Origin of the sequence: Pseudomonas sp. s4, assembly GCF_046764235.1 — a bacterium.
Taxonomy (GTDB): Bacteria; Pseudomonadota; Gammaproteobacteria; order Pseudomonadales; family Pseudomonadaceae; genus Aquipseudomonas; species Aquipseudomonas asiatica.
This window is the reverse complement of sequence record NZ_CP177209.1, coordinates 5,446,834-5,472,738: the sequence shown is the minus strand read 5'-3', so window position 1 is coordinate 5,472,738 and position 25,905 is coordinate 5,446,834. Positions and strand designations below refer to the sequence as shown.

Sequence of the window (25,905 nt, the reverse complement as noted above, 5' to 3'; positions counted from 1 at the left end):
GCATGACGCAAGTCACGGTGAAAGAACTGGCCCAAGAGGTCGAGGCACCGGTAGAGCGCCTGCTGCAGCAGATGCGTGAGGCAGGTCTGCCGCACACCGACGCCGGTCAGGTAGTGACCGACAATGAGAAGCAGACATTGCTGACTCATTTGAAGAGCAGCCACAAGAGCAAGGCGGAAGAGCCGCGCAAGATTACCTTGCAGCGCAAAACCACCAGCACCCTGCGTGTCGCCGGTAGCAAGAGCATCAGCGTAGAAGTACGCAAGAAGAAAGTATTCGTGCAGCGCAGCCCGGAAGAAATCCAGGCTGAGCAGAAGCGTGAGCTGGAAGAGCGCCGCGCGGCTGAAAACGCCGCTCGCGAGAAGGTCGAGGCCGAAGTTCGCCAGCGCAACGAAGAGCAGGCTCGCCGTCAGGCCGCCGAAACCGCTGCTGCAGCCCCTGCGCCTGCCGCCAAGCCAGAGGCGGCACCTGCCGCTACCCCGGCCCCGGTAGTTGCCGACGCCCCGGCGTCCGAAGACGCCGCAGCCCGTGCTGCCGAGCGCAAGAAGGACGAAGCCCGTCGCAACGAAGGCCGCACCCGTGACGAAGACCGTCGTGGTGGCGAGCGTCGTGGCGAGGCCCCGCGCGTGTCGATCAAGGTCAAGGTCAAGGAGAAGGAAAAGGCTCCGACTCCTCGTGCCGCACCGCGCACCACCGATGAAGAGAGCGATGGCGTACGCCGTGGCCGGGGTGGCAAGAGCAAGCTGAAGAAGCGCAACCAGCACGGCTTCCAGAACCCGACCGGTCCAGTCATCCGTGACGTGACCATCGGCGAGACCATCACCGTCTCGGAACTGGCCCAACAGATGTCGGTCAAGGCCGCTGAAGTGGTCAAGTTCATGTTCAAGCTGGGTACCCCGGTCACCATCAACCAGGTGCTCGACCAGGAAACCGCCCAGCTGGTCGCCGAAGAACTGGGCCACAAAGTGACCCTGGTCAGCGATACCGCCCTGGAAGACTCCCTGGCCGAATCGCTGAAGTTCGAAGGTGAAGTCGAATCGCGTGCGCCGGTCGTTACCGTCATGGGTCACGTTGACCACGGTAAGACCTCGCTGCTCGACTACATCCGTCGTGCCAAGGTTGCCGCTGGCGAAGCCGGTGGTATTACCCAGCACATCGGTGCCTACCACGTGGAAACCGACCGCGGCATGGTCACCTTCCTCGATACCCCAGGTCACGCTGCGTTCACCGCAATGCGTGCCCGTGGTGCCAAGGCTACCGACATCGTCATCCTGGTGGTGGCAGCGGACGACGGCGTGATGCCGCAAACCCGCGAAGCCGTTCAGCATGCCAAGGCAGCTGGCGTTCCGCTGGTGGTTGCAGTGAACAAGATCGACAAGCCGGGTGCCGATATCGATCGCATCCGCAACGAGCTTGCTGTCGAAGGCGTGACCTCCGAGGACTGGGGTGGTGATACTCCGTTCGTCAAGGTTTCGGCCAAGATGGGTACCGGCGTCGACGAACTGCTCGAGGCTGTCCTGCTGCAGGCCGAGATCCTGGAACTGACCGCTACCCCGACCGCTCCAGGTCGTGGTGTGGTTGTCGAATCACGCCTGGACAAGGGCCGTGGCCCGGTCGCGACCATCCTGGTTCAGGACGGTACCCTGCGTCAGGGCGACATGGTCCTGTGCGGTTCCAACTATGGCCGCGTGCGCGCCATGCTCGACGAGAACGGCAAGCCTGTGAAGGAAGCCGGCCCGTCGATTCCGGTCGAAATCCTCGGCCTTGACGGTACCCCGGAAGCCGGTGACGAGCTGTCCGTGGTTGCCGACGAGAAGAAGGCTCGTGAAGTTGCCCTGTTCCGTCAAGGCAAGTACCGCGAGGTCAAGCTGGCCCGTGCTCACGCTGGCAAGCTGGAAAACATCTTCGAGACCATGGGTCAGGAAGAGAAGAAGACCCTCAACATCGTCCTCAAGACCGACGTGCGTGGTTCCCTGGAAGCACTGCAGGGTTCGCTGTCGGGCCTGGGCAACGACGAAGTTCAGGTGCGCGTGATCGGTGGCGGCGTCGGTGGTATCACCGAAAGCGACGCCAACCTGGCGCTGGCTTCGAATGCAGTACTGTTCGGCTTCAACGTGCGTGCCGACGCCGGCGCGCGCAAGATCGTCGAGCAGGAAGGTCTGGATATGCGTTACTACAACGTGATCTACGACATCATCGAAGACGTCAAGAAGGCCCTGACCGGCATGCTCGGCAGCGATGTTCGCGAGAACATCCTGGGTGTCGCCGAAGTACGTGACGTGTTCCGTTCGCCGAAGTTCGGCGCCATCGCTGGCTGTATGGTCATCGAGGGTACCGTGTACCGCAACCGTCCGATCCGCGTACTGCGCGAAGACGTTGTGATCTTCGAAGGCGAACTGGAGTCGCTGCGTCGCTTCAAGGACGACGCCTCCGAAGTGCGTAACGGCATGGAGTGCGGTATTGGCGTGAAGAGCTACAACGACGTCAAGGTCGGCGACAAGATCGAAGTCTTCGAGAAAGTCCAGGTTGCTCGTACCCTTTAAGGGTGAGCAGGGCGCCAGCCCCCGCCGCAGGGCGGTGGGCAGTGCCTCAGTAGGTAGCGCCCGGTCAGGCTTCAGCCTGACCGGGCGTTTGCCGCTTTAAGTTACAGGTAGCAAGAATGGCAAAAGAATATAGCCGTACCCAACGCATCGGCGACCAGATGCAGCGCGAGCTGTCGGAGCTGATCCGCCGTGAAGTCAAAGACCCGCGCGTCGGCCTGGTGACCATCACGGCCGTCGATGTCAGCCGTGATCTTGGCCACGCCAAGGTGTTCATCACCGTGATGGGCCAGGACGGCGCCGACGCCGTACCGCAGACCCTCAAGGCCCTGACCAGCGCCGCGAGCTTCCTGCGCCTGCACCTGGGCCGTGTGATGCAACTGCGCAGCGTGCCGCAACTGCATTTCCACTTCGACGAAAGCGTCAGCCGTGGTGCCCACCTGTCGGCACTGATCGAGCGCGCGGTCGCCGAAGACCGTCTGCACAAGGATGGCGACAAGCTGGACGCCGAGGAGTAAGCGGTGGCCCAGGTCAAACGTATCCGCCGCAACGTCAGCGGCATCATCCTGCTCGACAAGCCGCTGGGCTTCACCTCCAACGCCGCCCTGCAAAAGGTGCGCTGGCTGCTCAATGCGGAAAAGGCCGGGCACACCGGCAGCCTCGATCCGCTGGCAACCGGCGTGCTGCCGCTGTGCTTTGGCGAAGCGACCAAGTTTTCGCAGTACCTGCTCGATTCCGACAAGGGCTACGAAACGGTCATGCAGATGGGGCAGACTACCAACACCGGCGATGCCGAAGGTGAAGTGCTGCAGACCCGTGAGGTGACCGTTGGTCGCGCCGACATCGAGGCCCTGCTGCCGCGTTTTCGTGGCCAGATCAGCCAGATACCGCCGATGTACTCGGCGCTCAAGCGTGATGGCCAGCCGCTTTACAAGCTGGCACGTGCAGGAGAGGTAGTGGAGCGCGAGGCGCGTTCTGTTACAATTGGCCGCTTGGAGTTGCTCGAGTGCGAAGGCACCCGTGCACGGCTGAGCGTAGGATGCAGCAAAGGCACCTATATCCGCACCCTGGTGGAGGATATCGGTGAGGCCCTTGGCTGCGGCGCCTATGTCGCCGAGCTGCGCAGGACCCAGGCCGGGCCTTTCGCGCTGGCACAGACGGTCACCCTCGAGGAACTCGAACAGGCCCACGCCGAAGGTGGCAACGAAGCGCTCGACCGCTTCCTGATGCCTTCGGACAGCGGCCTGCAGGACTGGCCACTGGTGTGCCTGTCCGAGCACAGTGCGTTTTACTGGCTGCATGGGCAGGCGGTACGCGCGCCGGACGCGCCGCAATTTGGCATGGTCCGGGTACAGGATCACAACGCGCGCTTCATCGGTATCGGTGAAGTGAGCGAAGACGGGCGCATTGCGCCGCGTCGACTGATTCGGTCGGAATGACCGAAACCGCGGGGTCGGGCAATTGCCAGGCCCCACGGCACCAAGGGTGGCTGTCAGTAGGCACGGTCACACCTTTTTTATTAATACAGGGATTTGTCCCTGGCCTATTGGACCCCGCATGCGGGATCCGTTATCAGGAGAAGCCAAATGGCCCTCAGCGTTGAAGAAAAAGCTCAGATCGTTGCCGAATACCAGCAAGCCGCCGGCGATACCGGTAGCCCGGAAGTGCAGGTTGCTCTGCTGACCGCCAACATCAACAAGCTGCAAGGCCACTTCAAGGCCAACGACAAAGACCACCACTCCCGTCGTGGTCTGATCCGTATGGTCAACCAGCGTCGTAAGCTGCTGGACTACCTGAAGGGCAAAGACACCACTCGTTACAGCGCCCTGATCGGTCGCCTGGGTCTGCGTCGCTAATAGCGGCCTGGCCAGTGGTGTGCATGGCGTGTCGCAGGCTTCGGCAGGGCTGTTTTGCAGTGCTGCCGTTGGACACGCCACGCGTATCTCCGAGGTTGGCAGCCTGGCAATGCTGAGCGGATTTTCCGCTTGGTGCCAGGCTCCCAGCCTCGTGTTGTATCTGGACGGTCAATGGGGCCGATTCCCCGTTCTGCCCAAGAATTCGCAAGAAACCAGTTCCCCCCAGAGCCACTGAAAAAAGGTAGGAAACCGTGAACCCGGTAATCAAGACATTCCAGTTCGGTCAGTCGACCGTTACTCTCGAAACGGGCCGTATTGCCCGTCAGGCAACCGGCGCCGTGCTGGTTACCGTCGACAACGACGTCACCGTGCTGGTGACCGTGGTCGGTGCCAAACAGGCCGATCCAGGCAAGGGCTTCTTCCCGCTGTCGGTCCACTACCAGGAAAAGACCTACGCCGCCGGCAAGATCCCGGGTGGCTTCTTCAAGCGTGAAGGCCGTCCTTCCGAGAAAGAGACCCTGACCTCGCGCCTGATCGACCGTCCGATCCGTCCGCTGTTCCCGGAAGGCTTCATGAACGAAGTGCAGGTTGTCTGCACCGTGGTTTCCACCAGCAAGAAGACCGACCCGGACATCGCTGCGATGATCGGTACCTCGGCCGCCCTGGCCATCTCCGGCATTCCGTTCGAAGGCCCGATCGGCGCCGCTCGCGTTGCCTTCCACGAAAGCACCGGCTACCTGCTGAACCCGACCTACGAGCAACTGGCTGCCTCGAGCCTGGACATGGTCGTTGCCGGTACCGAATCGGCTGTACTGATGGTTGAGTCGGAAGCCAAAGAGCTGACCGAAGACCAGATGCTGGGCGCCGTGCTGTTCGCCCACGACGAATTCCAGGCCGTGATCCAGGCCGTCAAGGAACTGGCTGCCGAAGCCGGCAAGCCGACCTGGGACTGGCAGCCAGCCCCGGCCAACGTCGAGCTGATGAACCTGGTACGCGCCGAGTTCGGCGAAGCCGTTTCGCAGGCCTACACCATCATTCAGAAGGCTGACCGCTACAACCGCCTGGGCCAGCTGCGCGACGAGGCTGTTGCCCGTCTGAGCAACGAAGAGACCGGCCCGTCCGCCGGCGCCATCAAGGAAATCTTCGGCGAGCTGGAATACCGCACCGTCCGTGAGAACATCGTCAACGGCAAACCGCGTATCGACGGTCGTGACACCCGCACCGTGCGCCCGCTGAACATCGAAGTCGGCGTCTTGCCGAAGACTCACGGTTCGGCGCTGTTCACCCGTGGCGAAACCCAGGCCCTGGTCGTTGCGACCCTGGGTACTGCCCGTGACGCCCAGCTGCTGGACACCCTGGAAGGCGAGAAAAAAGACCCGTTCATGCTGCACTACAACTTCCCGCCATTCTCGGTGGGTGAGTGCGGCCGCATGGGCGGCGCTGGCCGTCGTGAAATCGGCCACGGCCGTCTGGCCCGTCGTGGCGTGCAGGCCATGCTGCCGAGCGACAGCGAGTTCCCGTACACCATCCGCGTGGTATCGGAAATCACCGAATCCAACGGTTCCAGCTCCATGGCTTCGGTCTGTGGTGCTTCCCTGGCCCTGATGGACGCTGGTGTACCGATGAAGGCACCGGTTGCCGGTATCGCCATGGGCCTGGTCAAGGAAGGTGACAAGTTCGCCGTCCTGACCGACATCCTGGGTGACGAAGACCACCTGGGCGACATGGACTTCAAGGTAGCCGGTACCGCCAAGGGTGTTACCGCGCTGCAGATGGACATCAAGATCAACGGTATCACCGAAGAGATCATGGAGATCGCCCTGGGCCAGGCCCTGGAAGCGCGCCTGAATATCCTCGGCCAGATGAACCAGATCATCGCCCAGTCGCGTAGCGAGCTGTCGGCCAACGCCCCGACCATGATCGCGATGAAGATCGACACCGACAAGATCCGTGACGTCATCGGTAAAGGCGGCGCCACCATTCGCGCCATCTGCGAAGAGACCAAGGCTTCGATCGACATCGAAGACGATGGCTCGATCAAGATCTTCGGCGAAACCAAGGAAGCGGCAGATGCTGCCAAGCAACGCATCCTGGGCATTACCGCCGAAGCCGAGATTGGCAAGATCTACGTCGGCAAGGTCGAGCGCATCGTCGACTTCGGTGCGTTCGTAAACATCCTGCCTGGCAAGGACGGCCTGGTGCACATCTCCATGCTGAGCGATGCTCGCGTCGAGAAAGTCACCGACATCCTGAAAGAAGGCCAGGAAGTCGAAGTACTGGTACTGGACGTGGACAACCGCGGCCGTATCAAGCTGTCGATCAAAGACGTTGCCGCGGCCAAGGCCTCGGGCGTCTGATGATTGCCTCGTAGTAGAAAGAAAGGCCCCGCAAGGGGCCTTTTTTTATGGCTGTACGGAACCTTTTGCGGACTTGCATCTTGCAAGCAGTTTTATCGTGCGGATTGCAGAATGCACGACATCGGCCAAATCTAAATTTGGCTAACTTGTTGATTTAAAAGGAAACAAGCGAGACGGAAAAGCTGGCACAGCGCATGCAGCTACCTCCATATCTGACGCCAGGACATACGGCGCAGACCTTTCGAAAAAACAGGAGTGACTCACATGAAGAAGTTCGCCATTGCTGCCGTTACTGCTACCGCCCTGACCCTGACCATGGCTAACGGCGCATTCGCTGCGGAGCCAACCCAGGCTCCAGTCATGTTGGCTGCCAACACCGTGGATAACGCCAAGCAGGAAGGTTCCGACACCTGGATCACTACCAAGGTGAAAGCGGACCTGCTGACTGAAAAAGGTATTCCAGGCAGCGACATCAAAGTCGAGACCAGCCAAGGCGTCGTCTCGCTGTCGTCTGACGTGGCGATCACTCAATCCCAGAAAGAAGAAGCGGTACGCATCACCAAGAACATCAAAGGCGTGAAAAGCGTCATGTCTGACGGCCTGAAAGCCGAATAAGGAATGTCCCGTCGGCCAAACGGATTTGGCCACCTTCGCTCCGAGCCCCGGCTATTTGCCGGGGCTTTTCATTGGCGGCTAGTACACCGGGTTACGCGCGATCACATCGCTCTCGAAGCATTCTTGCTCGACGATCAGCGGCTCGACCAATGGCCGGCTATCGCGAAAGTGCGCGGTTTGGGTATGCGCTTCATAGGCTGCATCGTCGCGGTAGATCTCGTACAGGTAGATCAACTCCGGGTCGACCCGGTCTTGCGACACATCGAATGCCAGGCAACCAGGTTCAGTGGCGACTGAGGCTGCGGCATTGACCTTGATCGCATTGAGAAAATCCTCTGCGCAACCGGGCTTCACTCGGGTCTTGATGAACAGGCTATACACAAGGCTCTCCTTTTGTTTTAAATTATACTGTAAATTGTATACAAAAATGGAGATTCGCCAATGTCCGAATTGCCTGCACGCCCTGGTCGCCTGAACGGCCTGCGTCATATTGCCTTGTTGGTGCCCAACCTGGAGGAGTGCGAACGCTTCTACGTCGATGTGCTGGGCATGGAGGTGCTGAACCGCGCCAACGAAGACCTGGTGTATCTCACTTGTGGTAACGACAACCTGTCGCTGGGGCGCGGGGCAGGGGCGGCCAATGGTTTGCAGACCCTGGACCACTATGGGTTCATCGTCGATAGCGTGGAGGAGCTGGAGGCCTGGTACCAGTATTTCAAGGCCCATGGCGTGACCCTGCTGGACCGGCCGTTCAACCATGGTGACGGGGCGCGCAGCTTCCACCTGCTGGACCCGGCAGGGAACAAGGTGCAGCCGTTGTACCACCCGGCGGTGTCGGGGCAGCGGTTGGTGTGAAGCCTGTACCGGCCTCTTCGCGGGCTTGCCCGCTCCCACAGGGACCGTACACAGTTCAAGGCCTGTGCCAGTACCAGTGGGAGCGGGCAAGCCCGCGAAGAGGCCAGACCTGCTAGTAGAAGTTATTCGGCATCCAGATGCATCGGCGTCACCACCCGACCATCGCTCTCGGCCTGGCCCAGACTGGTATCTATGAAGTACACCCGGTCATCTTCCAGCTGGCCTTTGTCTACCAGGTAATCCTTGATGCTGCTGGCCCGCTCCTGGCCAAGTGTGCGCAGCAGCGCAGTACTTTCGGCCCAGGACTTGATCACCGCCTCGCGCAGCTTGGCGGTGCGCTCGTCGCGGCCCAGTTGCTCCCATTCCGCAGGCGGCTGTTGCTTCAGGCGGTTACGGTAGATGCCTTCGAGCATCGCCGGTTTTTCGCTGTCGTCGACCACCAGCATCGAGGCATTGGCCGGCACCTTGTCACCGCGGCGCTGCAGGATCTTGTACCAGGTGGCCTGGTACTCACGCTCCAGGCGCTGCTGGGCGATCAGCGGGCCGTCGCTGGCCTGGGCGCTGGTGCCTTCGATTTCCAGGCGCAGCTCCGGGCGTTCCTTCAGGGCCGACGCCAATTTGTCCAGCGATGCCTGGGCGTCGCCACTAAGCTCGCTGGAGCCCGGGGCGAAGGACACATTGCCCAGATCTTCCGAGCCACCGCCGGCAACCAGCCCGCCAATGAACTTGAACGGCGCCTGCGCCGCACGCAACACCAGGTTGCGCAGGGTTTGCCAGACGATCGGCATCACGCTGAACTGCGGGTTGTTGAGGTCTCCGGATACCGGCAGCTCGATCGAGATCTTGCCTTCTGTATCCTTCAGCAGTGCCACCGCCAGGCGGATAGGGAGGTCCACTGCGTCCGGGCTGTCGACCTTCTCGCCCAACTGCAACTGCTCAACCACCACCTTGTTCTCGGCCTTCAGCTGGCCATTGGTGATCAGGTAATGCAGGTCGAGGTTGAGCCGGCCTTTGCGGATACGGAAGCCGGCGAACTTGCCGGAGTAGGGGGTGAGTGTGGTCAGCTCGACCCGCTTGAAGCTGGTGGCGATGTCCAGGCTGGCCAGCGGGTTGAACGGGTTGAGGGCGCCTTTGATGGTGACCGGCGCGTAGCGGTCGACCTTGCCCTTGACGTCGACCTTGGCCGGCACAGGCTTGCGGTTGTCGATGGTGCCGATTCGACCGTTCAGCTGCTGGATGGCCGTGGCGAAGTTGGGGGTGAGGGACAGGTCGGCGAAGTTGGCCGAGCCGTCGTTGAGGTCGATCTGGCCGATGTGGATGCCCAGCGGCTTGTCGTTGCTGGCAGCGGCCGGCTTGGCCTGGCTGGTCGCCGGGGCGCCGGCCGGCTGCGGGATCAGCAGGTCGTTGATGTTGGTCGTGCGGTCTTCGTTGATGATGAAACGCGCATAGGGTTGCAGCAGGGTCACTTTGTCGATCGACAGCGCATCGCCGTGCACGTAGGACAGGCCGTCGACGTTCACCTGTTGCCATTTGACGAAGTCACGGCTCTTGATGGTGTCGAGGGTGTGCAGCTGGCTGACCTGTGCCTTGCCGGCAACACTGAAGGCCAGTGGTGAGGTGTTCTTCAGGTCGACCTTGAGGTCGCTGGCGAGCATGCCGCTGCGCAGCTCCAGCAGGATGAACGGGCTGATATAGGCCTGGGCCACTCGCAGGTCGATATCGCGGGTGCTCACGTCCAGCTTGGCCCAGATGGGCGCCAGGTTGACCTGGCCGGCCGCCTGAAGCTTGCCTTGCTTGCCCACGCCGGTATCGAGCTTGAGGGTAAAGGGCGACTTGTTGAGACTGTCGAAACCTTGCAGGTCGGCGTTGAGCGGGCCGACGTCGAGGGCCACCGGCTCCTTCTGAGTACGGTCCGCCAGGTGCACCAGGTAGTTACGCAGTTGCACGTCCTTGAGCAGCACCTGCCAGGGTTTGCTCGGCTCCTTGGCGGCTTGCTGTTCGGGCGTGGGCTCGGCGGCGGCCGGTTCGGCCTTTTCCTTCGGCGTAGCCTTGGCCGGCTGGCTGGCGAACAGTTTCTGCCAGTCGAGCTGGCCGTCCTTTTCCAGCGCGGCCCAGGTTTCCAGTTTTTCGCTGCGGATCTTGCCCACGGTGACCAGCTGCTTGACCAGGTCGACCGAGGTTTCGCTTACTTCCAGGCTGGCCAGGCGTGCCAGCGGGCGGCCATCCGGGGCCTTGATGGCAAACGGGGCGATGCGCACCGACGCGTTGTCCAGCAACAGTTCGGTCTGCTTGGCGAGGTTGAGCTTGTAGTGGGTGTCGAGGCTGACCACGCCGTCTTCCAGCACCAGTGGCACGGCATCGCGCACATAGGGCCAGAATGCCTTCATCTTGCCTTCGGTGATCTTCAGTGTGCCTTCAGAGGCGATTGGCGCCAGGCTAAGGGTGCCTTTCCAGTCGATGCGCCCGCCGTTGGGGCCGATGGCCACCAGGGTCATGTCGGCATTGTCGTTGGGCAGGGTGCTGAGGTTTTTCAGCTCCAGGTTCATGTTGTCGTAGAGGAACTCGATCGGCTCGCTCGGGCGCAGGTCCTCGAAGTGCAGGTAGCCATCGCTGAGCTTGATGCTGCCGATGCGTAGCGGGAACGGGTCGCTGGGTGGCTCGTCAGGCTTGGCTTCGCTGGCTGGCAGTTTGAACAGGCGGGTCAGGTTGAGAGTACCGTCCTTGGCGAACAGCACTTCGTTGCGCGGTTTGACCAGTTCCACTGCATCCATGTGCAGGGCACCGCTCCACAGGCTGTCGAGCGAAAGGTTGGCGTACAGCCGGTCGAAGCCGACCTGCTCCTTGCCAGGCTCGCCGATCTGCAGGCCCCACAGTGTCAGTTCGAGGCTGAAGGGGTTGAGTTCGATCCGTTCGAGGTGGGCAGGCACGGTTGCGTATTGGGCCAACTGTTGGTTGGCGATGCGCAGCGCGACACCGGGGAGAACGAAAAAGCCAAGAAGGCTGTAGAGGGCTACCAGGGCCAGCAGTGCGCCAGCGGCGCGAGTCAATCCTTTGTACATGTGTCGCTTCGTCTGTCTAAGCAGGAGAGCTTGGAGTATGGCACGTTAAATCAGTTCCGCTGAGGCGACCAGTTGACCTCATTCGATGCCCATGCGCCGTTTGGCCCGGTGCGCTGAGCCGTCGCGCATCGCCCAGCGCAGTACTGGCGCGGTGCGTTGCAGGCCCAAGCGGATCATGCGCCGCTGCAACGGACCGTGCTGTAGCCCGAGCATGGTCTGGGCCCAGCCCGGCAGCAGGTCGATGCCGGCGTGCAGCATCAGCTTGCCCACCGGCTGTGCCAGGCGGCTGGGGGCGGGGGCATCGAGCAGGATGCCGACCACCTCATGGCTGCGTGCGTCGCAGTGCAACTGGGGGCGCATGCGCTGCAGATAGTCCTCGACCTGCTGGCACGAGCGCGGCACGTCGCGGGCGCCAAGGCGCTCGGCAATCAATGCGATCTCTGCGTAGTAGGCATCCTGCTCGGCGCGCGCTAGTTGCGGGTTGCGGTAACGCAGGTGGGCGGCGAGAAAGCTGCTGACTTCCGCCACGTGCACCCAGGTCAGCAGGTCCGGGTCGCTGGCCGCATACGGGCGGCCATCCGGCGCGGTGCCGGTTACCTGCAGGTGGATGGTGCGCACCTTGTCGATCAGCCACTCGGCATCGCGGGTGGCGCCGAAGGTGGTGCCGGAGATGAATTGGCTGGTACGGCGCAGGCGGCCGAGCAGGTCTTCACGGAAGTTGGAATGGTCCCACACCCCGGCCAGGGCCAGCGGGTGCAGCAACTGCAGCATGAGGGCACTGATGCCACCGACCAGCATGCTCGGGAAGTCGCCATGTACCCGCCAGCTGATGCTGTGCGGGCCGAACAGCCCGGGGTCGCCCTTGGGCGATTCCAGGTCGAGCTGGCCGAGGGCCAGCCCGGTAAGGCTCATGACCTGGGTTTCGATGCGGCGGCGAAGGGCTTCCATGGCGACCTGTGGTTCAGGGCGGCCATGGGCAACGGCCGCCGGTTACTGGTTGAGGCGTTTGTCGATCAGGCCCTGCACCACGCTGGGGTCGGCCAGGGTCGAGGTATCGCCCAGGTTGTCGAGTTCGTTGCAAGCGATCTTGCGCAGTATACGCCGCATGATCTTGCCTGAGCGTGTCTTGGGCAGCGCCGGAGCCCACTGGATCAGCTCGGGTTTGGCGAAACTGCCGATTTCCTTGCTGACCAAGGCCAGTAGCTCGGCCTTGAGCGCGTCGTCCGGCGTTACGCCATTCATCGGTGTGACGAAGGCGTAAACGCCTTGGCCTTTGAGGTCGTGGGGGTAACCGACCACCGCCGCTTCGGCAACGCTGTCATGCAGCACCAGCGCGCTTTCCACTTCGGCGGTACCGATACGGTGACCGGAAACGTTGATCACGTCATCGATACGCCCGGTGATCCAGTAGTCTCCATCGGCATCGCGGCGGGCACCGTCGCCGGTGAAGTAATAGCCGGGCATCGGCTTGAAGTAGGTGTCGACCATGCGCTGATGGTCGCCATAGACGCTACGGATCTGCCCGGGCCAGCTGGCCTTGATCACCAGCAAGCCGGCACCGGGGCCTTCGATGAGCTTGCCCTTTTCGTCCAGCAGCACTGGTTGCACGCCGAACATGGGCTGGGTGGCACAGCCGGGCTTGAGCGACTGCGAGCCGGGCAACGGGGTAAGCATGATGCCGCCGGTTTCGGTCTGCCACCAGGTATCGACGATGGGGCAGCGCTTTTGCCCGACTTCTTCGAAATACCACTCCCAGGCTTCGGGGTTGATCGGCTCGCCGACGCTGCCCAGCAGGCGCAGGCTCTGGCGTGAAGTACTCTGCAGCGGCGCGGAGCCTTCGCGCATCAGCGCGCGCAGGGCGGTCGGGGCGGTGTAGAAGATGTTCACCTTGTGTTTGTCCACCACTTGCCAGAAGCGCGAGGTGTCCGGGTAGTTGGGCACGCCTTCGAACATCAGCGAGATCGCGCCATTGGCCAGCGGACCATAGACGATGTAGCTGTGGCCGGTGACCCAGCCGACATCGGCGGTGCACCAGAACACCTCGCCGTCACGGTAGTCGAACACCACCTTGAAGGTGAGGGTGGCCTGCAGCAGGTAGCCGCCGGTAGTGTGCAGCACGCCTTTGGGTTTGCCGGTGCTGCCGGAGGTGTAGAGGATGAACAGCGGGTCTTCGGCACCCATCGGCTCGGGACTGCAGTCGTCGCCGGCCTTTTCCGTTGCCTCGTGGTACCAGAAGTCACGGCCTTCGGCCCAGACGACATCGCCGCCGGTGCGGCGCACCACAAATACGCTGCTGACCGCAGGGCAGCTGGCCAGGGCCTTGTCGACGTTCTGTTTCAGCGGGATGCGTTTGCCGCCGCGCACGCCTTCATCGGCAGTGATCACCGTACGGCAGTCGGCATCGAGGATACGGTCGCGCAGGGCATCTGGCGAGAAGCCGCCGAACACCACCGAGTGGATGGCACCGATGCGGGTGCAGGCAAGCATGGCGAAGGCGGCCTCGGGGATCATCGGCATGTAGATGCACACCCGGTCGCCTTTCTTTACCCCGCGTGCTTTCAGCGCATTGGCCAGGCGGCAGACCTGGCGGTGCAGTTCGCGGTAGGTGATGGCCTTGGAATCCTTGGGATCGTCGCCTTCCCACAGCAGGGCAGTCTGTTCGCCGCGTCGGGCCAGGTGGCGGTCGATGCAGTTGTAGCTGACGTTGAGCTGGGCGCCGTCGAACCAGCGGGCGCTGCCGGTCTTCAGGTCGCATTGCTGCACGCTCGACCAGGGCTTGATCCAGTCCAGGCGCTTGGCCTGTTCGGCCCAGAAGGTGTCGGGGTCATCCACCGACTGGCGGTAGAGGCGGCGGTACTCGTCGGGGGTTAGGGCGGCGGACTGGCTGACGGCCAGGGCCTGGGGGTAGTTGCGGATATCGAACATGGCGGGTGGTCCTGCTCTTGTAAGGGGCGATGGACTGCAACGGCTATTCGATAGGACAGTGTAGCCAGAGGTGATGTTCCTTGAGGGTAGACTCGGTCCCTGTAGGAGCGGCCTTGTGTCGCGATGGGCCGCAGAGCGGCCCCGGGATTTCAGCGCTGGCGCATCAATTGTTGGGGCCGCTCTGCGGCCCATCGCGACACAAGGCCGCTCCTACACGGAGCGACCGTGTGACGGCTTTGGGATCAACCGCGGTGACGGCCGCGGAAGTAGTTGATCAGGCCTTGGGTGGAACCATCTTCGGCGCTTTCTTCCAGGCTGCCGACCAGGCGTTGGTAAACGCCCTTGCCCAGCTCCTTGCCCAGCTCCACGCCCCACTGGTCGAAGGCGTTGATGCCCCAGATCACGCTCTGCACGAACACCTTGTGCTCGTACATCGCCACCAGCGCGCCCAGGCGGCGCGGGCTGATGCGTTCCACCACCAGGGTGTTGCTCGGACGATTGCCTGGGATCACCTTGTGCGGGGCCAGCTTTTCGATGTCCGCTTCGTTCAGGCCTTTGCCACGCAGCTCTGCCTCGGCTTCCTCGCGGGTTTTGCCCAACATCAGCGCCTGGCTCTGCGACAGGCAGTTGGCGTACAGCCACTGATGATGGTCGGCCACCGGGTTGAAGCTCACCACCGGCACGATGAAGTCGGCCGGAATCAGCTGGGTGCCCTGGTGCAGCAGCTGGTGGTAGGCATGCTGGCCGTTGCAACCGACGCCACCCCAGATAACCGGACCGGTGTCGGTCTTCACCGGGGTGCCGTCCTGCAGCACGCTCTTGCCGTTGGACTCCATGTCCAGCTGTTGCAGGTGCTTGGTAATGTTGCGCAGGTAGTGGTCGTACGGCAGGATCGCGTGACTCTGGGCGCCCCAGAAGTTGCCGTACCACACGCCCAGCAGGGCCAGCAGCACCGGCATGTTCTTGTCGAACGGCGCGGTCTGGAAGTGCTGGTCCATGGTGTAGGCACCGGACAGCAGTTCCTTGAAGTTGGCGGTACCGATGGCCAGGGCGATCGGCAGGCCGATGGCCGACCACAGCGAGTAGCGCCCGCCCACCCAGTCCCACATCGGGAAGATGTTTTCTTCGCGGATGCCGAAGGCCACGGCGGCGGCCTTGTTGCTGGAAACGGCGATGAAGTGGCGATACAGCTCGGCTTCCGAACCGCCCTGGGCCAGGTACCAGGTACGGGCGGCTATGGCGTTCTTCAGGGTCTCGAGCGTGTTGAACGACTTCGACGAGACGATGAACAGGGTGGTTTCGGCGCGCAGGTTGGCCGACAGCTCGTGGAACTCACTGCCGTCGATGTTCGCCAGGTAGTGGCAGCGCACGCCGCGCTGGGCGTAGGGCAGCAGCGCCTCGGACACCAGTTCGGGGCCGAGGAACGAGCCGCCGATGCCGATGTTGACCACGTCAGTGATCGGCTTTTCGCTGTAGCCACGCCACAGGCCGTCGTGAATGCGGCCGACCAGTTCGGTGATCTGGTTGAGCACCTTGTGCACTTCCGGCATGACGTTCACGCCGTTGACGCTGAGCTTGTCGCCTACCGGACGGCGCAGGGCGGTGTGCAGCACCGGGCGACCTTCGGAGGCGTTGATGATTTCGCCGCTGAACATCGACTTGATGGCGTCCTGCAGGCCCACTTCGTTGGCCAGGTTCACCAGCAGGTCGCGGCTTTGTTCGGTGATCAGGTTTTTCGAATAGTCGAGGAACAGGCCGCAGGAGCTCAGGGAGAACTGGTCGAAGCGCTTGGTATCGGCGGCGAAAGCTTCGCGCATGCTGAAACCTTGCATGGCGTCGCGGTGTTGCTGAAGCGCCTGCCAGGCGGGCAGGGCCGTGACATCGTGGGGTGTGCGGTAATACGCCATTGCGCGGGGTTCCCTTGGTGCGTGGTGAGACCTTGGACACGGCACTCATTGCCGGGTTCAGGCTGGCACCATTATAGGCAAAGGCCACTTGCAGGGAATGGGTATGGCGGGGGAATTTGGGGGAGCAACTGTCTTGTATTGCCTGTACTGGCCTCATCGCCGGCAAGCCAGCTCCCACAGGGATAGCGCATGGCTCGAGGCCGATGCGGTCGAGGTGTGATTTGGGGGGGCAGCGGTCTTTGTGTTACCGGTACTGGCCTTATCGCCGGCAAGCCAGCTCCCACAGGGATAGCGCATGGCTCGAGGCCGATGCGGTCGGGGTGTGATTTGGGGGCGCTACCGGTACTGGCCTCATCGCTGGCAAGCCAGCTCCCGCAGGGATAGCGCATGGCTCGAGGCCGATGCGGTCGGGGTGGGAGCTGGCTTGCCTGCGAATGGGCTGCAAGGCAGCCCCAGGCCGTTACGCGGTCTTCTCTTCCAGATGAAGGTACAGGTTGTCGATCAACCGTGTGTTACCCAGGTAAGCCGCCGCAATCACCACCAGATCACGATCATCGATCATCGCGGGTCGCAGGCTTACCGCATGACGCACCTCAAGGTAATCCGGGCGGAAACCCGCGGCGGTCAACTGCGCCTTGCCTTCGGCAACCAGTGCGGCAAAGTCCCGCTGGCCATGGCGGATGGCCCCAGCGATATGCTGCAGCGTGCGGTACAGCGCAGGTGCCGTAGCACGCTGCTCCGGCGTGAGGTAGCCGTTACGCGACGACAGCGCCAGGCCGTCCTCGGCCCGCACGGTGGGCTCGCCGATGATCTGGATCGGCATGTTCAGGTCGCGCACCATGGCGCGGATAACCGCCAGCTGCTGGAAGTCCTTTTCACCGAACACGGCAAGGTCGGGCTGGACCATGTTGAACAGCTTGCTGACCACGGTGGCCACGCCTTCGAAATGACCGGGCCGGCTGGCGCCGCACAAGCCTTCGGAAAGGTGGGGTACGCTGACGCGGGTTTGCACGCTCATGCCGTCGGGGTACATCTCTTCGACGCTGGGCGCGAACAGCAGATTGCAGCCAGCCTGAAGCAGGCGCTCCTGGTCGGCGGCGAGGGTGCGCGGATACTTGTCGAGGTCTTCGTTGGCGCCGAACTGCAGCGGGTTGACGAAGATGCTGGCGACCACGAAATCGGCGCGCTGCGCAGCCTTGGTTACCAGGGCGGCATGGCCGCTGTGCAGGTTGCCCATGGTCGGCACGAAGCCGATGCGCTTGCCTTCACCGCGGGCGCGGGCGACAGCGGCGCGCAGTTCGCGGACGGTCTTGACTGTATTCATGCACTGAACCCGTGTTCGCTGCCTGGGAAGCTGACTTGCTTGACCGCCTCGACGTATGCGACGAGGGCGCTGTGGATATCCGGCTGGCCTTGCATGAAGTTCTTCACGAACTTCGGTACGCGGCCGCTCAGCGACAGGCCGAGCATGTCGTGCAGGACCAGTACCTGGCCATCGGTGCCGCTGCCGGCGCCAATGCCGATCACCGGGATGGATACGGCACTGGTGATTTCCGCCGCCAGTTCGCTGGGCACGCATTCGAGCAGCAGCATGGCCGCACCGGCCTGTTCCAGGGCGATCGCGTCGGCGCGCATCTGCCGGGCCTGGGCTTCCTGGCGGCCCTGGACCTTGTAGCCGCCCATCACGTTGACAGTCTGCGGGGTCAGGCCCATGTGCGCGCATACTGGCACACCACGCTCGGCCAGCAGGCGGATGGTCTCGGCAAGCCAGGCAGCGCCTTCGATCTTGACCATGTGGGCGCCGGCCTGCATCAGCGTGGCGCTGTTGGCAAAGGCCTGCTCCGGGGTGGCATGCGCCATGAACGGCAGGTCGGCGAGGATCAGCGCGCCGTCGTTGCCACGTTTGACGCTGGCGGTATGGTAGGCCATGTCCGCGGTGGTTACCGGCAGTGTGCTGTCGTGGCCTTGCAGGACCATGCCCAGCGAGTCGCCCACCAGCAACACTTCGACACCGGCCTGGCTGGCGGCCTTGGCAAAGGTGGCGTCGTAACAGGTCAGCATGGTGATTTTTTCACCCTTGGCCTTGAGGCCATTGAGGGTGGTCAGGGTTACTTCAGGCATGTAGGAAATTCCTCGTTCAGGCGCTGTAAGAAACGACTGCATTCAACGCGTGTAGTCATTTTCCGGAGCGGCACATCATCGCGCGTGATGTTCGGGCACAGGTCCGTCCGGGCCTAAATACGGGTATGCGGCACTTTGGTGCCACACGGGACGCCTATAGTCGTGAGCGAGGTGGGGGAAGTCAATCACCCTGTTACCGCATTGTTACGATCAGGGTGTTACTGGCGTTACCGCGCCAGTGTGCAAGGCTGGAACGCCCGGTTTACAGGCGTTCCAGGCCGACGAACGGGCAGTCGTCAAGCAGTTGCGCAAGGGCGCGGCCGTCGGCCAGGCGGAAATCGCCCGGTACCAGTTCCGCCAGCGGGTACAGCACAAAAGGCCGGGCATGCATGTGGTAATGCGGCACTTTCAGGCGCGGCTCATCGAGCACCTGGTCGCCGAACAGCAGGATGTCCAGGTCCAGTGTGCGCGGGCCCCAGCGTTCCTTGCGCACGCGGCCCTGATCGTTCTCGATGGCCTGCAGTGCATCGAGCAGGGCCAGCGGTGGCAGGGCGGTGTCCAGGGCGGCGACGGCGTTGGTGTAGCGCGGCTGGCCGGGCAGCAGCGAATCGCTGGTATACAGGGCCGAGGCCGCCACCAGGCGTGTGGCTTCGACCTGGTCGAGGGCCTGCAAGGCGCTGCGCAGCTGCTCGGCAGGTGCGTCCAGGTTGCTGCCCAGGCCGATATAGGCGCGGGTACTCACTCGAACGCCTCGTCGCCACTGCGCTTGCGCTTGCCACCGCTGCGCTTGCGTTTGCGCGGGCCGGCGCCGGTGCCTTCGTCACGGCTGCCCAGTTCGCGGATCATCTCGCGACGCTCGCTGTCGTTGGCATCCTGGTAGTCGGTCCACCACTGGCCGAGGTCGTCGGTTTCTTCCCCGGCGCTTTCGCGCAGCAGCAGGAAGTCGTAGCCGGCGCGGAAGCGCGGGTTGTCCAGCAGCATGTCGGCGCGCTTGCCGCTGCGGCGTGGCAGGCGCTCCTGCATGTCCCAGATCTCGCGGATCGGCAGGGTGAAGCGCTTGGGGATGGCGATACGTGCGCATTGTTCGGCGATCAGGTCGTGGGCCGCACCGTTCATGGCCGGGATAGGCGGCACGCCTTGGTTCTGCAGGTGCAGCACGCGAGCCGGGAGGGCTGGCCACAGCAGCGCGGCGAAGAGGAAGGCCGGGGTTACCGGTTTGCCTTGCTTCACGCGCAGGTCGGTGTTGTTCAGCGCTTGGCTGATCAGCGTGTGGGTGTAGGTCGGGCGCTCGTCCAGGGCATGCGAACTGGCCGGGAACAGCGGCTCGAACAACTGAAGGTCGACCAGCATTTCGAAGACGATGGCGCCCTGGCCGGAGAGGAACAGCTTGAGGCTCTCTTCGAACAGGCGCGCTGGCGGAATTTCCCGCAGCAGTGGGGCCAGCTCTCGAATCGGCTGGACCGTGTGTTTTTCGATGCCGAAGTCGAGCTTGGCGGCGAAGCGCACCGCGCGCAGCATGCGCACCGGGTCTTCCTGATAGCGGTGGGTAGGGTCGCCGATCAGGCGCAGCAAGCGGTTGCGGATATCGTGCACGCCGTTGGCGTAGTCGAGGATGCGCTCGCTGACCGGGTCGTAGTACAGGGCGTTGATGGTGAAGTCGCGACGTTGCGCGTCCTCTTCCAGGGTGCCGTACACGTTGTCACGCAGAATGCGGCCACTGGCATTGTGCGACGAACGGTGGCTGTCGCCCTGGTCGTCTTCCGAATGGTGGGCGCGGAAAGTTGCGACTTCGATGATTTCACGTCCGAAATGCACGTGGACCAGCTTGAAGCGGCGGCCAATGATGCGTGCGTTGCGGAACTCGGCACGGACCTGTTCAGGGGTGGCACTGGTGGCGACGTCGAAGTCTTTCGGCGTGATGCCCAGCATCAGGTCGCGGACACAGCCACCGACCAGGTAAGCCTGGTAACCGGCGCTCTGCAGGCGTTCCACGATGTTCACCGCATGGCGGCTGAATTGGTGGCGTTGCAGCGAGTGCTGGCTCTTGTTGATCACCTCAGGCGTGGTGCGCCTGTGGTGCGGGCCCGGTACGGGCGGGCGGAACGACTGGAACAGCTTCTTCAGCATGGGATGCACTGTTTGAAGGAATGTTCGGCCAAGAATAGGAGAATGGCCGCATGATGGGCGGGGATTCTAGCATTTACTCAAGGAATGGTGTAGGCGGGTAGCAGGATGCCTGCCAGAAGGGTAGAAACGACAAGGGGAGCCTAAGCTCCCCAAGAAGTCGTTGCGTGCTCTTATTGTTTTTCTGCTGGGCTTCTTGTTTTTGTTGAGTGCCCTGTCCACAAATCTCGAAGCTTGTGGACGACCCCCAATCCAGGGGTTAAGAGCAAACGGATTGCTTTGGTCGCTGATGTCACGTTGATCTGTCGATCCAACCAGTTCAGGCGCTGCTTTTTAGTGCAGTTTTTGTTGTTCTCTGCCTGGTTGTGGGGCAAGCCCCAAACACGCATCCTCTCCAAAAGAATCAGTTAGCTGCGCCTCCGCCGTCTTGTTTTTATTGTGCGTGAGCCGTTTCGTCTTGTTCTTATTCTGAGTTGCAGTGCTTGTTATTGTTCTTGTACCAGACATATAGCAGGTGCCGTGCCAACTTTTGCAAACCCAGTAAAATCAATGGGTTGGAGGTGGTGAGCAGTTTTTCAGCGGTCGAAAATGTCGAAATTTCGTTACCGTACGCCTCGGGAACTGTTACGGCGGAAAGCTTGGGTAACAGATTTTTGCGGGGGCTAATGTGTTACCGGGGTGTGTGCGCTGGCTTTGCTGGCCCTTTCGCGGGCACGCCCGCTCCCACAGGGGATGCACCACCCTTTAGGGCAGTGAAATTCCTGTGGGAGCGGGCATGCCCGCGAAGAGGCTGGAGAGGTTGTAGATAGGGGCAGGAGGAACCTCCCGCCCAGGCAGCGTGGTTATTCGCTGGTAGCGTTGCTCTTGCGTCGCGGGATGCCCAGGCGCTGGCGGCGTTCCCACAGGCACTTGCGGCTGACCCCGAGCTTGCGGGCCAGCTCGGTCTCGGTCATGTGGTCCTGGTGCTCGAGCACGAAGTGCTGGAAGTAATCTTCCAGCGACAGGTCCTCGGTAGGCTCATGGCTGGCATTGGCCGTACTGGCCCCGACCAGGGCGTTATCGAGGATTTCGTCCTCCTCCAGGTCACCCAGCTCGATGTCGATGCCCAGCAGGTCGGCGGAAATTTCTGCGCTCTCGCTGAGTATCACCGCACGCTCCACGGCGTTTTCCAGCTCTCGCACGTTACCCGGCCAGCTGTAGTGACGAATGGCCTGCTCGGCTTCGGCCGAGAAGTGCAGGTCGTCGCGGCCAATGCGCGCGCTCTGGCGGGCGAGGAAAGCGCTGGCGATCTCGTTGACGTCGCTGCCGCGCTCGCGCAGGGCAGGCAGTTTCAGGGCGATCACGTGCAGGCGGTAATACAGGTCTTCACGGAACTGGCCGGCCTTGGCCAGGTTCTTCAGGTCGCGGTGGGTCGCGGCGATCAGGCGTACATCGACCTTTTGCGACTGTACCGAACCCACCCGGCGAATCTCGCCTTCCTGCAGTACGCGCAGCAGGCGGGCCTGGGCTTCCAGCGGCAGTTCGCCGATTTCGTCGAGGAACAGGGTACCGCCATCGGCAGCTTCCACCAGGCCGGCGCGCCCGGCGCTGGCGCCGGTGAACGCGCCTTTCTCGTGGCCGAACAGCTCGGACTCGATCAGTGTCTCGGGGATGGCTGCGCAGTTCACCGAGATCATCGGTGCCTTGGCCCGGCGCGACAGGTTGTGCAGGGCGCGTGCGACCAGCTCTTTGCCGGTGCCCGACTCGCCCTGGATCAGCACATTGGAGTCGGTGGGCGCGACCTTGCGGATCTTGCTGTACATGTCCTGCATCGGCGGGCACGAGCCGATGATGCCGATTTCGCCATTGGCGGCCGCCGCGCCGCCTTTGTCGGCGGTGGCGGCCTTGCCATTGGTGGCGCGTGGCTCGGCCGCCGGTGCGGCAGCCGGGGCGTTCTGCCGGTCGCGCAGGATACGCGCCACCGCTTGCAGCATCTCGTCGTGGTCGAAGGGCTTGGCGATGTAGTCCACCGCGCCCATTTTCATCGAGTCTACCGCCGAGCGCAGGCTGGCGTAGCTGGTCATGATCAGTACCGGGGTGCCTTGGCCGAGCTTGATCAGTTCGGTGCCGGGTGCGCCTGGCAGGCGCAGGTCGCTGACGATCAGGTCGAAGGTGGCAATGCTGAAGCGTTCCTGGGCTTCCTGCACCGAGCCGGCTTCGCTGACCTGGTACTGGTTCCGTTCGAGCAGGCGACGCAAGGCCGAGCGGATGATGGTTTCGTCTTCGACGATCAGAATGTGCGGCATTGATTCAATTCTCTCGACGGTCTCGAATTTCAGGGGACGTCGCTACGACATGCCGGGGCAGGGTCACGCGGATCCGGGTGCCACGTTGCCGTTCGATATCGGCCGGGCTGTCGATGGTGATTTGCCCATAATGCTCTTCCACGATGGAATAGACCAGAGCAAGCCCCAGTCCGGTTCCTTCGCCCGGGTCCTTGGTGGTGAAGAAGGGTTCGAACAAGCGGTCCATGATGTTCTTCGGGATCCCGCTGCCCTCATCTTCGACGATCAGGTCGACGGTGTGCTCGCTGACTTCGCTGCGCACGCGCACGGCGCTGCCAGGCGGCGAGGCGTCGCGGGCGTTGGAGAGCAGGTTGATCAGCACCTGGGCCAGGCGCTGCGGGTCCCCTTCGGCCCAGTGCTCCGGGTCGCAGAGGTTGAAGAACTGTACTTCGAAATTGCGCCGGTTCAACGCCAGCAGACCGATGGCGTCCTGCGCCACTTCGGCCAGGCATACCGGTTCTTCGCTGTTCTGGTGGCTGCCGCCGGCATGGGCGAAACTCATCAGCGACTGGACGATGCGCGATACCCGCTTGGTCTGTTCGAGAATCTGGCTGGACAGCTCGATGATTTCGCCATCGCCCTCACGCTCTTCGCGCAGGTTCTGCGCCAGGCAGGCGATGCCGGTGATCGGGTTGCCGATTTCGTGGGCCACGCCGGCGGCCAGACGGCCGATGCTGGCCAGGCGTTCGGAGTGCACCAATTTGTCTTCCAGGGCCTGGGTTTCGGTAAGATCCTCCACCAGCAGTACCAGGCCGCTGTTGCCCGGGGCCAGCGGCTCGTCGATGGCCGCCTTGTGCAGGTTCAGCCAGCGCGGCTGGCCGTCCAGCGCCAGGCGCTGCTTGTGCAGGTGCTCGTCTGGCACGTTGATGAAGCCTTGTAGCAGGCCGCGCCAGGGTTCGCTGATGGTGACCAGGCGCGAGCCGACCACGTGCTTGGCGGCGATGCCGGTGAGCTCTTCCATGGCCTTGTTCCACATCAGGATTTCCTGGTCCTTGGCCAGCGAGCAGACGCCCATGGGCAGTTCCTGCAGGGTCTGGCGGTGGTAGCGGCGCAGGGCGTCGAGCTCGGCGGCCAGGCCGGTCAGGCGGGAGTGGTAGTCTTCCAGGCGGCTTTCGATGAAGTGGATGTCCTCGGTCACGTAGTTTTCGTTACCGGACTTGTACGGCAGGAAGGTCTCGACCATGTCCTGGGCCACGCTCGGCCCCATCAGGCCGGACAGGTTGGCCTCGATGCGGTCGCGCAGGCGGCGCAAGGCATAGGGGCGGCGCTCGTCGAACGGCAGGTAGAGATCGCGCAGGGCCTGTTCCACTTCCTTCTGTGCGGCCTTGGCGCCCAGCGGCTTGGCCAGTTGAGTGGCGAACTCCTGTGGCGAGGCGGCGTGCAGCTCGCGGCGTTGCGGGCGGCGCACATTGTCCACTGCGCAGGCTTCGGCGGCGCTTACCTCTTCGTTGCTGGCGTTGGTGAACAGCGAGATCAGGGTGAACAACAGCACGTTGGCCGCCAGCGAGGCGATGGCCGCCATGTGCCAGCTGGTGTCGTCCAGCACGTAGATCATGTCCAGCAGCGGGATGTAGAAGCCCTGCAGGTTGCCCAGCAATGGCAGCAGCATGGTCACCATCCACACCAGGGTGCCGGCCAGCAGGCCGGCGATGAAGCCACGGCGGTTGGCAGTCGGCCAGTACAGCACCGACAGCACGCCCGGCAGGAACTGCAACGTGGCCACGAAGGCGACGATGCCCAGGTTGGCCAGGCTCTGGTGGTTGTTCTGGGTTAGGTAGAACATGAAGCCCGCAGTGATGATGGCGACGATCAGCGCGCGGCGGGTCCACTTCAGCCAGCGGTAGATGTTGCCTTCGGCCGGCGGCTGGTACAGCGGCAGCACCAGGTGGTTGAGGGCCATGCCCGACAGCGCCAGGGTTGTGACGATGATAAGCCCGCTGGCGGCCGACAAGCCGCCGATGTAGGCCAGCAGCGCCAGTGCCTGGTTGTTGGCGGCAAGCCCCAGGCCCAGGGTGAAGTATTCGGGGTTGGTGGTGGCGCCCAGGCGCAGGCCGGCCCACAGCACCAGCGGCACGGCCAGGCTCATCAGCAGCAGGAACAGCGGCAGGCCCCAGCTGGCGCTGACCAGCGAGCGCGGGTTGAGGTTTTCGGTGAAGGCCATGTGGTACATGTGCGGCATGACGATGGCCGAGGCGAAGAACACCAGTAGCAAGGTGCGCCATGGACCTTCCTGCAGCGGCGTATGCAGAGCGGCCAGGGCGGTCTGGTTCTGCAGCAGCCACACTTCCAGTTCGTGCGGGCCGCCGAACACGCCATACAGGGCATACAGGCCGATACCGCCCAGGGCCAGCAGCTTGATCACCGACTCGAAGGCGATGGCGAACACCAGCCCTTCGTGCTTTTCGCGTGTGGCGATGTGCCGCGAGCCGAAGAAGATGGTGAACAGGATGATGAGCGTACAGAAGGCGAAGGCCACACGTGCCTTGACCGGCTCACCGGTAAGGATACTGATCGAGTCTGCTACCGCCTGGATCTGCAGGGCCAGCAAGGGCAGAACGCCGATGAGCATGATGATGGTGGTCAGCGCCCCGGCCCAGGTGCTGCGAAAGCGGAACGCCAGCAGGTCGGCCAACGAGGACAGCTGGTAGGTACGGGTGATCTTCAGGATCGGATAGAGCAGCACTGGCGCCAGCAGGAACGCGCCGGACACCCCCAGGTAACAGGCAAGGAAGCCGTAGCCGTACTGGTAGGCCAGGCCCACCGAGCCATAGAAGGCCCAGGCACTGGCGTATACGCCCAGCGACAGGGTGTAGGTCAGCGGGTGGCGAATGATCGAGCGCGGGATCAACCCCCGCTCGCTGATCCAGGCCACACCGAACAGCACCATGAGGTACGCGGCGCTGATCAGGATCATCTGGGTCAGGCTAAAGCTCATCGGCATCTCGTTGGCTCTGCAGGATGAAGGTGACGACGATCAGGATCAGCCAGAGCAGGTAAGGGCGGTACCAGGCTCCGGTCGGTTCGATCCACCAGTCCATGATGGCCGGGGAGAACAGGTAGATCCCCACGACCAGAAGCAGGACCAAACGATAGATGTACATGCTGGCCTCGATGGTTGGGCGCTGCGGGCTTGGACTTATTATTGGCGCAAATGGCTGGGCGGATGCTAGCGGGAATCCATGGTGTTCGCCAAGAGGTTGAATTTATTGGGCTTTTGTTTTT

19 protein-coding genes are annotated in these 25,905 nt (G+C 62.8%); 7 read left to right on the top strand and 12 right to left on the bottom strand.

The features are described 5' to 3' along the window. Window positions 1-2: 2 nt before the first annotated feature. From infB to ACK56M_RS25325, 6 genes are all read left to right on the top strand, one after another. Complete coding sequence (gene infB / locus ACK56M_RS25350) at window positions 3-2,543, top strand: translation initiation factor IF-2 (protein ID WP_411959129.1); 2,541 nt, start codon at window positions 3-5, stop codon at window positions 2,541-2,543. A gap of 116 nt (window positions 2,544-2,659) precedes the next feature. Further along, window positions 2,660-3,058, top strand: coding sequence for a 30S ribosome-binding factor RbfA (gene rbfA / locus ACK56M_RS25345; protein WP_015271855.1), 399 nt, complete (start codon window positions 2,660-2,662; stop codon window positions 3,056-3,058). Window positions 3,059-3,061: 3 nt separating this feature from the next. Beyond that, entirely contained in the window at window positions 3,062-3,979 is a 918-nt protein-coding gene (gene truB / locus ACK56M_RS25340; RefSeq protein WP_013974284.1) for a tRNA pseudouridine(55) synthase TruB, read from the top strand. A 147-nt stretch (window positions 3,980-4,126) separates the two neighbouring features. After that, a complete protein-coding gene (gene rpsO / locus ACK56M_RS25335) occupies window positions 4,127-4,396 on the top strand; it encodes a 30S ribosomal protein S15 (RefSeq protein ID WP_003249971.1) in 270 nt (89 codons plus the stop codon). A gap of 251 nt (window positions 4,397-4,647) precedes the next feature. Continuing rightward, entirely contained in the window at window positions 4,648-6,753 is a 2,106-nt protein-coding gene (gene pnp / locus ACK56M_RS25330; RefSeq protein WP_054573643.1) for a polyribonucleotide nucleotidyltransferase, read from the top strand. Between the two features lie 264 nt (window positions 6,754-7,017). Then, entirely contained in the window at window positions 7,018-7,368 is a 351-nt protein-coding gene (locus tag ACK56M_RS25325) for a BON domain-containing protein (RefSeq protein WP_411959128.1), read from the top strand. Window positions 7,369-7,446: 78 nt separating this feature from the next. Here the strand turns inward: ACK56M_RS25325 and ACK56M_RS25320 are convergent, their stop codons facing one another. Then, a complete protein-coding gene (locus tag ACK56M_RS25320) occupies window positions 7,447-7,749 on the bottom strand; it encodes a putative quinol monooxygenase (RefSeq protein ID WP_015271853.1) in 303 nt (100 codons plus the stop codon). A gap of 60 nt (window positions 7,750-7,809) precedes the next feature. Between ACK56M_RS25320 and ACK56M_RS25315 the strand changes: the two genes are divergently transcribed. Continuing rightward, the gene (locus ACK56M_RS25315) at window positions 7,810-8,223 is read left to right on the top strand and encodes a VOC family protein (protein ID WP_010955354.1); all 414 of its coding nucleotides are present in this window, start codon (window positions 7,810-7,812) and stop codon (window positions 8,221-8,223) included. 122 nt (window positions 8,224-8,345) lie between these two features. Here the strand turns inward: ACK56M_RS25315 and ACK56M_RS25310 are convergent, their stop codons facing one another. From ACK56M_RS25310 to ACK56M_RS25260, 11 genes are all read right to left on the bottom strand, one after another. Further along, the gene (locus ACK56M_RS25310) at window positions 8,346-11,282 is read right to left on the bottom strand and encodes a DUF748 domain-containing protein (protein ID WP_054573644.1); all 2,937 of its coding nucleotides are present in this window, start codon (window positions 11,280-11,282) and stop codon (window positions 8,346-8,348) included. Between the two features lie 78 nt (window positions 11,283-11,360). Then, entirely contained in the window at window positions 11,361-12,230 is an 870-nt protein-coding gene (locus tag ACK56M_RS25305) for an oxygenase MpaB family protein (protein WP_015271851.1), read from the bottom strand. Between the two features lie 42 nt (window positions 12,231-12,272). Beyond that, window positions 12,273-14,207 carry an acetate--CoA ligase gene (gene acs / locus ACK56M_RS25300; RefSeq protein WP_100413851.1) on the bottom strand — a complete coding sequence of 645 codons (1,935 nt, stop codon included), beginning with the start codon at window positions 14,205-14,207 and terminating at the stop codon, window positions 12,273-12,275. A 242-nt stretch (window positions 14,208-14,449) separates the two neighbouring features. Beyond that, window positions 14,450-16,114, bottom strand: a complete 1,665-nt coding sequence (pgi, locus tag ACK56M_RS25295; protein WP_015271849.1) for a glucose-6-phosphate isomerase — start codon at window positions 16,112-16,114, stop codon at window positions 14,450-14,452. Window positions 16,115-16,574: 460 nt separating this feature from the next. Beyond that, entirely contained in the window at window positions 16,575-17,438 is an 864-nt protein-coding gene (gene panC, locus ACK56M_RS25290; RefSeq protein WP_013974275.1) for a pantoate--beta-alanine ligase, read from the bottom strand. Continuing rightward, window positions 17,435-18,235 carry a 3-methyl-2-oxobutanoate hydroxymethyltransferase gene (gene panB, locus ACK56M_RS25285; RefSeq protein WP_015271848.1) on the bottom strand — a complete coding sequence of 267 codons (801 nt, stop codon included), beginning with the start codon at window positions 18,233-18,235 and terminating at the stop codon, window positions 17,435-17,437. The genes panC and panB overlap by 4 nt, the downstream gene beginning before the upstream one ends. 262 nt (window positions 18,236-18,497) lie before the next feature. Further along, window positions 18,498-18,977 (bottom strand): 2-amino-4-hydroxy-6-hydroxymethyldihydropteridine diphosphokinase, encoded by a 480-nt coding sequence (folK, locus tag ACK56M_RS25280; protein WP_013974273.1) that lies wholly within the window; start codon window positions 18,975-18,977, stop codon window positions 18,498-18,500. Continuing rightward, window positions 18,974-20,362 carry a polynucleotide adenylyltransferase PcnB gene (locus ACK56M_RS25275; protein WP_015271847.1) on the bottom strand — a complete coding sequence of 463 codons (1,389 nt, stop codon included), beginning with the start codon at window positions 20,360-20,362 and terminating at the stop codon, window positions 18,974-18,976. Before ACK56M_RS25275 ends, folK begins: the two co-directional genes overlap by 4 nt. A gap of 839 nt (window positions 20,363-21,201) precedes the next feature. Next, complete coding sequence (locus tag ACK56M_RS25270; RefSeq protein ID WP_100413853.1) at window positions 21,202-22,644, bottom strand: sigma-54-dependent transcriptional regulator; 1,443 nt, start codon at window positions 22,642-22,644, stop codon at window positions 21,202-21,204. Window positions 22,645-22,648: 4 nt separating this feature from the next. Next, window positions 22,649-25,624 (bottom strand): sensor histidine kinase, encoded by a 2,976-nt coding sequence (locus ACK56M_RS25265; protein ID WP_167506607.1) that lies wholly within the window; start codon window positions 25,622-25,624, stop codon window positions 22,649-22,651. Further along, window positions 25,608-25,784: a hypothetical protein gene (locus ACK56M_RS25260; RefSeq protein ID WP_003250005.1), complete on the bottom strand. Its 177-nt coding sequence runs from the start codon at window positions 25,782-25,784 to the stop codon at window positions 25,608-25,610. Before ACK56M_RS25260 ends, ACK56M_RS25265 begins: the two co-directional genes overlap by 17 nt. Window positions 25,785-25,905 lie beyond the last annotated feature (121 nt).